This is a genomic window from Telluria sp. LT2P80, assembly GCF_059685955.1.
In genome coordinates this window covers 457,082-469,854 of sequence record NZ_JCASIO010000003.1, presented here as the reverse complement: position 1 = coordinate 469,854, position 12,773 = coordinate 457,082, and the positions used below count along the sequence as shown (strand labels likewise).

The window sequence follows — 12,773 nt, the reverse complement described above, 5'->3', positions numbered from 1 at the left end:
CAACCTATCGCCGGGCACCACACGACGCGGGCGTACGACCAATCCGCACCGCAGCGTGCATGGACCTTTCATGATGATAACGGCCGCAATTGCTTTTCGATCCAGACATGATGACGAGTAAGGGTGATCCCGGCCGCTCTGTCGAGCACCTGTTACTCATTCAGTCCTGGCGGCGTCTAGCCGACCAGTTGGGCCCACTCATTGGCGACAACGGTTTCTGCGCGCTGTATGGCCGGGCTCTGCGCCTCGTCGGTCCCGATTACACATGGCTGGCCACGACTGCGCCGTGCCAGACCCGCGCCGCCCAAATCGACGCGCTGGACGACATGCTCGCCAGCGTTGCACCCGACCTCGCACAAGCGGCCCATGCGGCCCTGCTCCAGACGTTTACCAACCTGCTGGCGTCGCTGATCGGGCACGCACTTGCGCGGCGCCTGCTCGATGCCGCGGCAGTTGACGGAGAAGAGAAGAAAGTACAGGATCACAACTAATGAGCGACAAAGTATCACTTGGGAAATTGAGCACTGGTGTGCAAGGGCTCGATGTCCTGCTCGGTGGTGGACTGAGCGAGTTTTCGTTCAACCTGATCGCCGGGCCACCGGGTTCAGGCAAGACCACGCTGGCGCACCAGATCATGTTCTCCCTCGCGACCACCGAGCGGCGCGCCCTGTTCTTCACCGTGCTGGGCGAGCCGCCGCTGAAGATGCTGCGCTACCAGCAGCAGTACAGTTTCTTCGACATGCAGAAGGTCGGCACTGTGGTGCGTTACGTGAACCTGGCCGAAGACCTGCGCGCTGGCGACTTCAGCACCGTGCTGGCGCGCATGATGAAAGAGGTCGAAGACTTCGCACCGAGCCTCGTGTTCGTCGATTCGTTCCGCTCGGTCGCGCAGACGGCGCGCAGCGGCAATGAGGGCGTGGCCGACCTGCAGCACTTCATCCAGGATCTCGGCACGCGCATGACGAGCTGGCAAGCGACCACCTTCCTGATCGGCGAATATGCCAACAGCGATGCCGAGGCCAGTCCGATCATGACAGTGGCCGACGGCATGATCTCGCTGACGCCCGTCCATGACGACAATTCGGTGGTGCGCAAGATGCGCGTGGTGAAGATGCGCGGCCAGGCCCACATGAACGGCTCGCACACCTTCCGTATTACCAGCGACGGCATCCGCGTCTACCCACGCATGCTGCCGCCGCTGGCCCACGACCATCACGACGGCGCGCCGACCGACCGCGATCACAAGCGCATTCCGACCGGCACGCGCGACCTCGATGTACTGCTGCATGGCGGCCTGCCGCAGGGGCATTCGTTGCTGGTGACCGGCCCCAGCGGCTGCGGCAAGACCATCCTGGCCACGCGTTTCCTGCAAGAGGGCGTGCGCCAGGGCGAGAAGGGCGTGGCCCTGTCGTTCGAGAAAGGCACATCGCGCTTGCGCAATGCCGAACTGGCTGCGATGGTGGACGCGGGCGACGTGGTGGTGCTGGAAAGCCGGATGATCGACCTGACGGTCGACGAGGTACTCGAGGCGCTGAACGAAGCAATCGACCGCACCGGTGCGCGCCGGGTGGTGGTCGATTCGCTGTCCGAGCTGTCGTTGTACCTGGCGCCGGAAGGGCGCAACCAGTTGCGCTCCACCGTGTTCCAGATGCTCACGTCGCTGGTCAAGCGCAACGTCACGGTGCTGGTGACGATGGGGATGGACGACGACTTCACGCATCTGCGCTTCAGCCAGTCCGAAATCGCCTACCTGACCGATGCGGTCGTGCTGATGCGCTTTGGCGAAAGCGCCGGCCAGCTGCGCCGGTTCATTTCGGTGGTCAAGGTACGCGGCAGCAGCCACAGTCACGACCTGCGCGAATTCCATATCGACGACGCCGGCATCCACATCGATGCGATCAGCACCGCGCACGAGGGTGTGCTGCACGGGTTGCCGACCACACGCGGCGCCACCTGAGTGACTTCCATGCCGGCGCTTCCTGGCGACAAACCCGTCACGGCCGAGAGCCGTCTCGCGCAGCTCGAGCGCGAGAACGCGCAGTTGCGGCGCGAGCTGTCAGCCAGCACGGCGCTGGCCGACAGCCTGCGCGAGGCCAACGAACACCTGGTGCTGGCGGCGGTCGATGCGCAAACCTCGCGCGACGACGCCGAGGACAACAACCGGCGCCAGAACGAGTTCCTTGCCATGCTGGCGCACGAACTGCGCAATCCGCTGGTACCGATCAGCGTCTCGGCAGGCCTGCTCGAACGGGGCCCGGTCGCCTCGTTACCGCTGGCGCGCCTGACGGCCGTGATCCAGCGCCAGGTGGACCATATGGCGCGCCTGCTCGACGACCTGCTCGATGCTGCGCGCCTGAGCAGCGGCAAGATCACGCTGGCGATCGAGCCATTGCGCCTGGCCGAAGTGCTCGAACACGCCGCCGAGACGATCATGCCACGGGTACGCGAGCGCAGGCAGAGCCTCACGATCACCCACGACGAGCGCAATCTGGTCGTCGACGGTGACCGCGTGCGCCTGACGCAGGTCTTCACCAATCTGCTCAACAACGCCTCGAAGTACACGCAGGATGGTGGCCGCGTTGCCGTCTGCGTGCGCTGCGGCGAGGGCATCGCGGTCACGATTGCCGACAATGGCGCTGGCATGTCGGACGAGACCATCGGGCGCGCGTTCGAGCTGTTCACGCAGGGACCGCGCACGCTGGCGCGCTCGGAGGGCGGACTGGGCGTGGGCCTGAACGTCGTGCGCAATCTGGTGAGCATGCATGGCGGCAGCGTGACTGCCGGCAGCGACGGCCCGGGGCAGGGCAGCACCTTCATCGTGAGGCTGCCGCAATCGTCAGCCGCTGCCCCGCTTGCTCCCACCACTGCGCCATCGCATGCGGCCAGCAACACGCGCCGCATCCTGGTCATTGAAGACAATGGCGACGCCGCCGACGTGCTGCGCATGCTGCTCGAGCTCGAGGGCCACCAGGTCGAGATCGCGGCCGAGGGGCACGCCGGCCTGGCACTCGCACTCGAAGGACGTTTCGACGCCATCGTCTGCGACATCGGCCTGCCCGGCATCGATGGCCTGGAGCTGATGACGCGCCTGCGCGCCGCGCAACCGGTCCCGCGGCCGCTGACGGTGGCGCTGTCGGGCTATGGCCAACCGAGTGACCGCGCGCGCGCGCTGGCCGCCGGGTTCGATCGTTACCTGGTCAAGCCGGTGGCGCCGGCGACGCTCGTCGAGGCGCTGGCTGGCGTGTCGGCCGCCTCAGCGTAAATAGACTTCATTCCCCATGCATCATGAAACAGATCACGTGCAGACCCTGCACGCTTGACATGTAAAACGATCGTTGTACACTTGGGCCATGGACAAGAAAACTGACATGGCTGCAGCTGCAGCACAGCTGTTCGCGCGGGAAGGCTTGCGCGGCATCGGCGTTGATCACATCGGCGCCACGGTCGGCGCATCCACCCGCACGCTCTACAAGCACTTCGGTTCGCGCGATGGGCTGGTCATGGCAGCGCTCGAATCGCGGCATGCGGCATTCATGGATCTCCTGAATCATGACGACGCAGAGATTGGTACCGTTGAATCGCTGTTCGATACGCTCGAACAATGGTCGGCCGAGTTCGGTGCTTCGGGTTGTTTGCTGCTGCGTGCTGGCAATGAGTACCGGGGCGCCAACGATGACATCGTGGCTTTGGTGCGCGGGCAAAAAGCCGCGTTTTTCAAGGAGATTGCAAGGCGCGTCAAGCACGCGCTGGGGCATGACGATGCGCTGCTGTCGTCCCAGATCTGGATCCTGTTCGAAGGCGCCACGGCCATCGCCAGCCTGGACAATACGGCGGTGATTCGCGCTGCCAGGGCTGCCGCCAAATCCCTGATGGGCCATGCTGGCAAGCACAGTGAAGCATAACGTCAACCTGCTGGCGGCGGCTTTCGCGCTGACTGCCGTCTCGTACGGGCTCGCGCGCTTTGTCTTCGGGCTGCTGCTGCCGCAGATACGCACTGAGCTATCCCTCGATATCGGCACCACGGGCTGGATCGGCAGCAGCGCGTTCGTCGCGTATTGCATTGGCGTGTGCATCACCTTCGCGTTGAACCGTGTGTGCTCGCCACGGGCGCTTGCCTTTGCCGCCGGATTGGCGTCGACCATCGGCATGGTCATCATCACGTTGTCCACGAGCGGGGTAGTCCTGGGACTGGGTGTCGCGCTGGCAGGCCTGAGTACCGGCCTGACCTCGCCGCCACTGGCGACGGCGGTGTCATTGCAATTTGACGATGCACACCGGCCGAAGGCCAATGCCATCATCAATGCGGGCACCGCAGCGGGCATCGTGTTTTCAGGCCTGGCGAGCCTGCTCGCATTCGGTGGCTGGCGCGAACTGTATATCCTGTTTGCGGCAATCAGCTGCGCAGTCGCGGTGTGGGTGTTGTATGCCGTGCCAACGGGGCACGAACGCACCGCGAGCGAGCCCATTTCATTTGCCATCTTTAAGCGCCCCGGCATGCTGGCGCTCTGCACGGGCAGCTTTTTGATGGGCTTGTCGAGTACTGCAATCTGGACATTCGGCGGCAGCCTGTTGCGGGACGAATTCAACTTCACGCAAACCGATATCGCCTGGATCTGGGTGGCGCTTGGTCTGGCTGGCGTAACTGGCGCGATGACCGGCGTCTTCGTGCAGCGGTTCGGCCTCGTGCGGGTTCACTGGGTTTCCCTGGCCGGCATGGCGGCGGGGATGATTGGCCTGTCCTTCACGTCGGTCTCGGTGGCATTCGCTTTCATCAGCGTCGCGCTGTTCGGCGCTTCGTATATCACGTCGACCGGCGCGTTTCTGATCCAGGGCATCCGGCTGCTTCCGGATCGGCCCGATCTGGGACTGGGTATCCCGTTTCTGATTCTCGCCGCAGGCCAGAGCGCGGGATCGCCATTGTTTGGCGCATTGTTGACCGGTTGGGGCGTGGGCATTGCGTTGCCTGTCTTTGCAGGGGCGGCTTTGCTGTCGGGTTGTATTCGTCCATGGCACTCTGCGGATAACGCCTTTGTTGCGCCTTGACGTTCATTCCCAAACCAGGCGTGTGCCAATTCTGCGCGTTGCCCACGCCGGGAGGCTATTCCAGCGAGACGCCCAGCTGCTTGATCAGCCCGTCGCGGTCTTGCTCCAGCGCCACCAGCACGGTCTCGTTCTCGAACAGAAAACGATAGCGTGCCTGCTTGCCGTTTCCTTCGCTGCTGCGTGCCAGCACGTCGACGTTGCGTAATGGCCCGTAATCACGGAACTCGGTGGCAATCTGCGTGACCCATCGCTGATTGAATCGGCCGCGTTCGCTTTCGGACAGGCCTGCGGGAATCTGTCCTGCAGCCAGCTCGCCAATCACCTTGCGCGCGCCGGCGGTGTCGGCAGGCGCGCGGTCTGCGATGGCGGGCGGGCGCGGATCAGCCAGTGCGGGCACGTAGTGCGCGGCGATCATGTCCGCGATCTTGCCCTGGCGTGCAGCGGCCGAATTGGCCAGTACTACCACCGTGAGGCGGTCATCGGGGTAGCGCGCGAGGGCTGCCTTGAAGCCTTGCCAGGCGCCGCCATGCTGGACAACACGGTGGCCCTGCTGGCGGCCCACGTACCAACCCAGGCCGTAGGGAGCACTGCTGCCGTCATTCAGGCGCGCCGGCGTCCAGCTGGCGGCCTTGGCATGGGCATCGAGAACGGCATCGCCGTCGAGCGCCATGCTCCAGCGCGCCAGGTCGCGGGCGCTCAGCTGGATCGTGCCGTCGGCAGTGCGGTTCTGGCTGGGCGCCACCCAGCGCTGATTCTGCAGCTTGCCGTCGATCCGCTCGTAGCCCGCGGCGCGGCCCGGTACGATGTCCGATTCGCTGATCACGCCCGCGGTCGTCATGCCAAGCGGCGCAAAGATGCGTTCTTCAAGCTGGTCGCCGAAATATTTACCGCCAACCCGGTTGCAAATGAAGCCGAGCAGGTGGTAGCCGGCATTGCTATAGGCAAAGCGCTCTCCAGGGGCAGATAACAGGGGCAAGGACGCCTCCAGTGCGATCAGTTCATCATCGCTGTAATCCTTGCGCAGGTCGATTTTCGTGTAGGGGTCGCCGAGGCCGGACGTGTGCGTGAGCAGGTGGCGAATCGTGATGCCCTTCCAGGCGATCGGCGTGTTGTCCAGGTAGCGCGAGATCGGGTCGTCGAGTGTCAGCTTGCCGTCTTTCTCGAGCAGCAGCACCAATGCAGCCGTGAACGTCTTGCCGGTCGACGCGGACTGGAAAACGGTGTCCGGCGTGACCGGCACGCGGTGCTCCACGTTGGCCAGGCCATAGCCCCGTTCACGCACGATCTTGCCGTCCTTGACCACGACCACCACCAGACCCGGTACCTGACGTGCCAGCATCATGCGTTCAATGGCAGCGTCAAGGGCGTCGGCATGGGCTGTACCCGCCGAGAACGCGGCCAGCAGGACGACTGAAATCGATATGCGCATTGTGCATTCACCTCTTTGAGTGGAAACAGCGGGCATTACAAACGGCTTGGAATGGTACCAATGGGCCGCCTTTTGAAGATGGCATAATACGGGATGGACGTGCTGGACTGCAGACCTTATTCGCGGATAAACCCAGCCTGAATATTCATGACGGGCTGCAGAAAATTAAACGGAGCAATATGCAAGACGTTTCCTGGTATTGGATTGCTTCAGTTGGCCTGATTGGCATGACCGCACTCTATCTCGCTTTCCGCCTTTCCAATCAGCGATGGCCGCGAGTAATGGCCGCGACAGCGGCTGGTGTAGTCGTTTGTGTTTATGCCGGCGACGTCAGCGCACTTCGGGCTATTTTGCTGTCTGGTGCCATTTTGACGATCTGCAGTGCGACAGCCCAGCGCAAATAGCCGTGCCGCTCCCTGAACATGGCGTGACATGATCAGGCGATGTCGGCCATGACTATCGGCTATGCCCAGCTCAAGCCTTTTTCAGGGCAAAGCATTCGTGCCTTGACCCGGAGATTCAGGTTGATTTGCAGCTTGAATGTTCAACAGAGGCTGCGTCAGTTCGATCAGATTGCCCCATGGATCGCTGAAAAAAGCGAAACGCAGCGCCAGTCCGGGTGCGTCGCGCGGTTCGCTGACAATCCTCACATCACGACGTCTCAGTTCACCGATCGCGGCATCGACATCCTCGACGCGCAGGCACAGATGGTGCCATCCGGCGACCGCATGGGTATCGATCAGCTGGTCGTACCCGGGACGCGGCGCGCAGCCGGGCCCCGCAATCAACTCGATGCGAAAACCGTCGTCAGCAGCAGGGGCAAGAAAAGCCAGTGTCTTTTCACCCAGTGCCATCGTGCGCATCAGGCGGAAATCGAGCGTGCCGGTGTACCAGGCTGCAGCGGCTTCAAAGTCCGGCACGCGCAGTCCGACATGGTCGCCTCGCCATGAGGTAAACGGGCTCGTTGGATTGGTCGACGTGGCGTCGTTGGATGCTGGCATGGGGTTCTTTCAAAAGGTTCGAAAACGGATCATCTAGAAGAACGACGCTCTTTGCACATTCTCTCCAGCGATCACTGGGCGCCTGGATACGCCGCCTGTCGAGCGGTCGTATCCGGCGCAAACCAGTGTAGAAGCGGCCAGCCAGTTTGATAAGACGGTGGTTTCAGAATAGACTGATCGCCATGAAGAACAATCGCGCGCCATCCCTGGACGATCTTGCCGTATTTATTGCGGTGTGCGATGCGAAGGGATTCCGGGCCGCCGCGAAACGGCTGGGGCTGGCGCCGTCGAATGTCAGCGACACCATCACGCGTCTGGAAAAGCAGCTTGGCTTGCCCCTCCTGACCCGAAACACGCGCAGCGTGACGCCAACCGAAGCAGGGCGCGAGCTGGAAGCCCGCCTGGGCCCCTTGTTGTCCCAGACGCGCGCTGCCCTGCAAGAGATCAGCACCGCGTCGACGTCAGTGACCGGATTGCTGAAACTGAATGTGGCCGGTTCGGTCATGGTCGATATCCTGCCGCCGTTGATCGACCGCTTTCTTGCCGCGCACCCTGCAGTGCGCGTGGAGCTGGTCGTGGACGACCGGCTGACGGATACGATCGCCCAGGGTTGTGCGGCCGGCATCCGCTATCCCGAACATCTTGCGAAGGACATGATTGCGGTGCCCATCGGTCCCCGCTACCAGCAGCTGGCACTGGCCGCGGCGCCAGCGTATCTGCGGGCGCATGGCCACCCCGAGCATCCCCGCGACGTCATGGGGCACCAGTGCGTGCGCCTGCGTTTTGCCAGCGGCGCGCTCACTGCCTGGGACTTCGAGCGCGATGGCGAAAAAATCACCGTCGATCCGGCCAGCCGGTTGATCATCGGCGTCGATGCAGCCGCTGCCGCTATCGAACTGGCGCGCGCCGGGCATGGATTGATCTGCACTTTCAGGAACTGGCTCGATCCGTATTTCGAGAACGGCAGTCTCGAGCCTGTCCTGACAACGTGGTGGCAACGATTCGATGGCCCCAAGCTGTATTTCCCGAGCCGACGCATGCCGGCGCCGCTGCGCGCCTTCATCGACCTGGTCGCAGCATCGCCGGTGTCCGAGGGTTGACGGTGCCGGGCCTTCAGCGCCCCAGCTGCCGCGCCAGCCGCGCCACCGCTTCCTCGATCCGGTCATACTTCGTCGCATACGAAAAGCGCACATGCTGCGCAGGAGCTGCCACGCCGAAGTCATCTCCCGGCACGATCGCCACGTGCGCGTCATTGAGCAGCGCCATGCTCAGCGCCGCGCTGTCACCACGCAGCGGATGGTCGAGCGCGGTGACGTCGGCGTACACATAGAACGCACCGTCGGGCATGACCGGCACCCCGAACCCAAGAGCCCGCAAGGCGGGCACCAGATAGTCGCGGCGGCGCTGGAATTCCTGGCGGCGTGCTTCGAAGATCGCCAGCGCTTCGGGCTGGAAGCAGGCCAGCGCCGCATGCTGGGCGATCGTCGGCGCGCAGATGAACAGGTTCTGGGCGAGCTTTTCGAACACGGGCACCAGGCTGTCGGGCACCACGAGCCAGCCCAGGCGCCAGCCGGTCATGTTGAAGTATTTCGAGAAGCTGTTCACGGTGATGACATCCGGGTCCAGCGCCAGCGCGCTGACCGGCACGTGGTCGTACGACAGGCCCTGGTAAATCTCGTCGACGATGGCAAAGCCGCCCCGTGTGCGCACGGCAGCGAGCATGTCGCGCAGCTGCGCCGGTGTCATCGATGTGCCGGTCGGATTCGAGGGCGAGGCCACCAGTACGCCGCGCGTGCGCGCCGTCCAGCGCTCGTGCACATGGTGCGCGCCGAGCTGGTAGCGGTCCTCGAACGAGGAGGGCACCAGGATCGGTGTGCCGCCGAAGCTGGTCACGAAATGGCGGTTGCACGGGTACGACGGGTCGGGCATCAGGACCTCGTCGCCCTGGCCGACCAGTGCGGCGCAGGCCAGCAGCAGGCCGGCCGAGGCGCCGGCGGTGATGACGATGCGGCGTGGATCGATGGTCAGGCCCTGTGTGGCCGCGTAGTGGCCCGAGATGGCGGTGCGCAGCTCGGGCAGACCGAGCGACTCGGTGTATTGGGTGACGCCGCCGCGGATCGCGGCCACGGCCGCATCGGCGACGATGTCGGGCGCCGTGAAATCGGGCTCGCCGACGCTCATGCTGATGATGTCGTGACCTGCGCGGCGCAGCAGCGCAGCGGCCTTGACCATCTCCATGACGCGAAACGGTTCAATGGCGTGCACGCGCTGTGCGACCTGCAGATTGGTGTCGAGGGAATTGGAAGACATGATGGCCGGATCGAAAAAGAAGCAATCCGGCCATCTTACAAGAACCCTAGCGGTGCGTGTGGTGCTCGGCCGTCAGGCGGCGCATCAGCGGCAGTGCGGCCAGCGCAATCAGCGTGCAGGCGATTGCCGCCAGGCCCAGCTTGTTGAACAGGCTCGTATAGATCGGTAGCGTCTGCAGCGGGTCGGTCATCCCTTGCGGCACGCTGGCCATCGTGGCCACCAGGCCGCCCAGGTATTGCGAAATGCCGACCGCCACGAAGTAGGCGCCCATCATGAAGCCGCCCATCCGCGCCGGCACGTAGCGCGCGATCATGGCCAGTCCGAGGCCGCTCACCAGCAGTTCGCCCAGCGAATACAGGCCGTAGCCCGCGATCATGATCCACGACGAGGTCAGGCCATTGACCGCGAAGGCGCCGGCAAAACCGTACGTGAAGAAGCCTGCCGCGACGACGGCAAAGCCCAGCGCGAACTTGGCGGCGATCGACAGGTCGCGCCCGGCATTGCTGGCGCGCGTGTAGACCCAGGCCAGCACGGGGCTGAGCAGCATGATCCAGATGGCGTTGAGCGCCTGGAACTGCGCAGGCGACCAGGTGAACAGGTGGTTGCCGAACAGGCTGAAGTCCAGGTCGACATTCCGCAGCGCGAACAGCGACAGCGACGTCGACATCTGCTGGTAGAAGATGAAGAAGAACACCGTCTGCAGCGTCAGCACGAGCGCGGCAACGAGGCCCGAGCGTTCGCTGGCCTGGCTGGTACGGATCAGGTGGATGAAGATGCCCAGCACGACGAGGCCCGCCAGGTACACGAACAGGCGCGCGAGCCAGCCGTATTCGAGGATGAAGGCCGATGCGATCACCGCCAGAACGCCGCCGCCCAGCACCAGCGCGAGCTTGCCCCAGTTGAGCGGCAGGTTATCCGGGGGCGAACCGATATGCCCGATCGTACGGCGCAACAGGCCCACGGTGATGAGGCCGACCCACAGGCCCACGCTGCAGAATGCGAACGCCACGTGCCAGCCCAGTTCACCGGCGTAGTTGGCGTTGACGTAGTCCTTGATGGCCGGCGTGGCCAGCATCGAGACCGTGGAGCCGACATTGACGGCCATGTAGTAGATGGTGAAGGCGCTGTCGATCTTCGAGTCGTTGCCTTCGTAGATCTTGCGCACCAGGTTCGCGGTATTGGGCTTGAACAGGCCATTGCCGACGACGATCACGCCCAACGCCGAAAACGTCAGCCAGGTATTGGTCGTCGGGATGCCCATCAGCGCGTAGCCGAGCGACAGGATGATGGCGCCGATCACCATCGAGCGGCGCGTGCCGAGCACCTTGTCGCCGATCCAGCCGCCGATCGCCGGCGCGACGTAGATCAGTGCGGCGGCTGCACCCCATACGAGCGTCGCGCGGGTGTCGTCGAATCCCAGGCGCTGCACCATGAAGTAGACGATCAGCGCCTGCATGCCGTAGTAGCCGAAGCGCTCCCACAACTCGATCAGCGCGATCGTGGCGAATGAGCGGGTCTGACTGACCGGGCGCCCGAGTGTCGTGTCCATACAAATCCTCTGCGACTGCGCCCCGGTCAGGCCGGCGCGCAAAATCCGACGATTCTATGCAATTTGGGTGAAAGACGCATCGTCGGGGCACTGCGCGGTGCTTACAGTTTCACGACAGTCGACGGACAATAAACCCGCAAGCGAGCGTCGGTGATTGCCTAGAATCGCGCACTGACAACATCCACAAGATCCGAAAGACTCGCATGATTGACCACACCAGGCCCATGGCCGTCCGCATCGCCTGCGCATTGCTGCTCGGCGCCTTCGTCACCGCTTGCGGCGGCTCGGACAACCCGGCGCTGCCGCTCCCGCCACCAGTGGCCGTCACGCCGGTCGCAACAAAGCTCGAACTGCTGTCGTCGACCGCGCGCGCGATGGACACGGTCGTGTTCCGGGGCGACAGCGCCTACCTGTCGCTGGCCAACAGCGCGACCGAAGGCTCAGCCGTCCTGCGCACCGCGCTGCCCCTGACTGCCGCCTCGACCTGGCGCCCCGTGGACCTGGGCGCGTGCGCGATGGCGCCCATTGGCGACTTCATCGGGCGTTCGCCAAAGATCAAGCTGGTAGGGCAGGACGTGTGGCTGATGCAGCCGTGGGCAGATACGCCCGAGACCAGCAACGAACACTCGACCTGCACATTGGGTCCAACAGCTGCCAGCTTCGCGACGCGCGACCAGGATCTGCGCACCTGCAACGACTACTTCTGCGAAACGCTGTCCATGCAGGACCTGAAACTGGCCGGCAACCGGCTGTACAGCAACGCGGGCGGCGGCAATAACCTGCTCACGTCAAGCGACGGTGGCACGACCTGGCAGGTGATCCGGGGCTCGAAGGATTCGCAGATGTGCTACGCGACCAAGTTCCACGTGCTGGGCGACCGCGTGCTGGTCGGCGGCGAATGCCCGCTCGACATGGCCTTCGTCGAGGCCTATCGCCTCACCGCAGACGGCGGCGCGCTGGTGGGCGAGCCCAAGCTGCCACTGACCTTGCCCGAGCTGGAAAACCGCAATGTCCAGTTCATCGAATCGGTGCCGGGCACCGAGATCGTCTACATCGGTGTCGAAGGCGGCCTGCTGCGCAGCCTCGATGATGGCCGCAGCTTCCGGTTCGTACTGCGCGAGCCGCTGACGAGCGCCAAAAGCTATCCGTACATCGGCGCCTTCCTGCCGCTGCGCGACAAGCCGGGTACGCTGGTCATCGGCGGCTTCGACAAACTGCATGGCCGGCCTTATCTGGCGTGGTCGGAGGACAGCGGCAACTCGTGGAAGGACATCTCCGCGCTGGTGCCGGGCTTCGACAGGAAGACCGACGACGAATTCTCGACGCCGTCGGTGTCGGCGCTGAGCCAGGATCCGCAAGGCCGCATCATCGTCGTGACCAACGAGCGCGCCGATGGCCAGGGCCGCCTGATGCTGCTGACGCTCGGTACCCGCTAGTGGGC

General features: G+C 64.0%; 12 protein-coding genes. 8 read left to right on the top strand and 4 right to left on the bottom strand.

What is annotated here, in order from left to right; translation table 11 throughout:
* The first annotated feature begins 107 nt into the window (after window positions 1–107).
* The 5 genes from AC56LW_RS11315 (at window position 108) to AC56LW_RS11295 (ending at window position 5,043) form a co-directional block, all read left to right on the top strand.
* Window positions 108–491, top strand: a complete 384-nt coding sequence (locus AC56LW_RS11315; RefSeq protein WP_499634280.1) for a hypothetical protein — start codon at window positions 108–110, stop codon at window positions 489–491.
* Window positions 491–1,957, top strand: coding sequence for an ATPase domain-containing protein (locus tag AC56LW_RS11310; protein WP_332533368.1), 1,467 nt, complete (start codon window positions 491–493; stop codon window positions 1,955–1,957). The genes AC56LW_RS11315 and AC56LW_RS11310 overlap by 1 nt, the downstream gene beginning before the upstream one ends.
* Before the next feature lie 9 nt (window positions 1,958–1,966).
* On the top strand, window positions 1,967–3,262 hold the full coding sequence (locus AC56LW_RS11305) for a hybrid sensor histidine kinase/response regulator (protein WP_499634278.1): 1,296 nt from the start codon (window positions 1,967–1,969) through the stop codon (window positions 3,260–3,262).
* 106 nt (window positions 3,263–3,368) lie between these two features.
* Window positions 3,369–3,902 (top strand): TetR/AcrR family transcriptional regulator, encoded by a 534-nt coding sequence (locus AC56LW_RS11300; RefSeq protein WP_499634276.1) that lies wholly within the window; start codon window positions 3,369–3,371, stop codon window positions 3,900–3,902.
* Entirely contained in the window at window positions 3,892–5,043 is a 1,152-nt protein-coding gene (locus AC56LW_RS11295) for an MFS transporter (RefSeq protein WP_499634274.1), read from the top strand. The genes AC56LW_RS11300 and AC56LW_RS11295 overlap by 11 nt, the downstream gene beginning before the upstream one ends.
* A 55-nt stretch (window positions 5,044–5,098) precedes the next feature.
* Here AC56LW_RS11295 and AC56LW_RS11290 read toward each other — a convergent pair whose 3' ends face one another.
* Entirely contained in the window at window positions 5,099–6,472 is a 1,374-nt protein-coding gene (locus AC56LW_RS11290) for a serine hydrolase domain-containing protein (RefSeq protein ID WP_499634272.1), read from the bottom strand.
* Here AC56LW_RS11290 and AC56LW_RS11285 point away from each other — a divergent pair.
* Complete coding sequence (locus AC56LW_RS11285) at window positions 6,472–6,876, top strand: hypothetical protein (protein ID WP_499634270.1); 405 nt, start codon at window positions 6,472–6,474, stop codon at window positions 6,874–6,876. The two genes, AC56LW_RS11290 and AC56LW_RS11285, sit on opposite strands and share 1 nt — an antisense overlap.
* 81 nt (window positions 6,877–6,957) lie before the next feature.
* Here AC56LW_RS11285 and AC56LW_RS11280 read toward each other — a convergent pair whose 3' ends face one another.
* The gene (locus AC56LW_RS11280) at window positions 6,958–7,473 is read right to left on the bottom strand and encodes a VOC family protein (protein ID WP_332533374.1); all 516 of its coding nucleotides are present in this window, start codon (window positions 7,471–7,473) and stop codon (window positions 6,958–6,960) included.
* 182 nt (window positions 7,474–7,655) lie between these two features.
* Here AC56LW_RS11280 and AC56LW_RS11275 point away from each other — a divergent pair, with 182 nt between their 5' ends.
* Window positions 7,656–8,573 (top strand): LysR family transcriptional regulator, encoded by a 918-nt coding sequence (locus tag AC56LW_RS11275; protein ID WP_499634268.1) that lies wholly within the window; start codon window positions 7,656–7,658, stop codon window positions 8,571–8,573.
* A gap of 13 nt (window positions 8,574–8,586) precedes the next feature.
* Here the strand turns inward: AC56LW_RS11275 and AC56LW_RS11270 are convergent, their stop codons facing one another.
* Complete coding sequence (locus AC56LW_RS11270; protein WP_499634266.1) at window positions 8,587–9,783, bottom strand: pyridoxal phosphate-dependent aminotransferase; 1,197 nt, start codon at window positions 9,781–9,783, stop codon at window positions 8,587–8,589.
* 46 nt (window positions 9,784–9,829) lie between these two features.
* Window positions 9,830–11,332, bottom strand: a complete 1,503-nt coding sequence (locus AC56LW_RS11265) for a peptide MFS transporter (protein ID WP_499454263.1) — start codon at window positions 11,330–11,332, stop codon at window positions 9,830–9,832.
* 224 nt (window positions 11,333–11,556) lie between these two features.
* Here AC56LW_RS11265 and AC56LW_RS11260 point away from each other — a divergent pair, with 224 nt between their 5' ends.
* A complete protein-coding gene (locus AC56LW_RS11260; RefSeq protein WP_499634264.1) occupies window positions 11,557–12,768 on the top strand; it encodes a beta propeller repeat protein in 1,212 nt (403 codons plus the stop codon).
* Window positions 12,769–12,773: the final 5 nt, after the last annotated feature.

Excerpts from the sequence above, each read along its gene's own strand:
- AC56LW_RS11315 (WP_499634280.1), top strand. The coding sequence starts at position 108 with ATGATGACGAGTAAGGGTGATCCCGGCCGCTCTGTCGAGCACCTGTTA.
- AC56LW_RS11310 (WP_332533368.1), top strand. The coding sequence starts at position 491 with ATGAGCGACAAAGTATCACTTGGGAAATTGAGCACTGGTGTGCAAGGG.
- AC56LW_RS11305 (WP_499634278.1), top strand. The coding sequence starts at position 1,967 with ATGCCGGCGCTTCCTGGCGACAAACCCGTCACGGCCGAGAGCCGTCTC.
- AC56LW_RS11300 (WP_499634276.1), top strand. The coding sequence starts at position 3,369 with ATGGCTGCAGCTGCAGCACAGCTGTTCGCGCGGGAAGGCTTGCGCGGC.
- AC56LW_RS11290 (WP_499634272.1), bottom strand. The coding sequence starts at position 6,472 with ATGCGCATATCGATTTCAGTCGTCCTGCTGGCCGCGTTCTCGGCGGGT.
- AC56LW_RS11280 (WP_332533374.1), bottom strand. The coding sequence starts at position 7,473 with ATGCCAGCATCCAACGACGCCACGTCGACCAATCCAACGAGCCCGTTT.
- AC56LW_RS11275 (WP_499634268.1), top strand. The coding sequence starts at position 7,656 with ATGAAGAACAATCGCGCGCCATCCCTGGACGATCTTGCCGTATTTATT.
- AC56LW_RS11270 (WP_499634266.1), bottom strand. The coding sequence starts at position 9,783 with ATGTCTTCCAATTCCCTCGACACCAATCTGCAGGTCGCACAGCGCGTG.
- AC56LW_RS11265 (WP_499454263.1), bottom strand. The coding sequence starts at position 11,332 with ATGGACACGACACTCGGGCGCCCGGTCAGTCAGACCCGCTCATTCGCC.
- AC56LW_RS11260 (WP_499634264.1), top strand. The coding sequence starts at position 11,557 with ATGGCCGTCCGCATCGCCTGCGCATTGCTGCTCGGCGCCTTCGTCACC.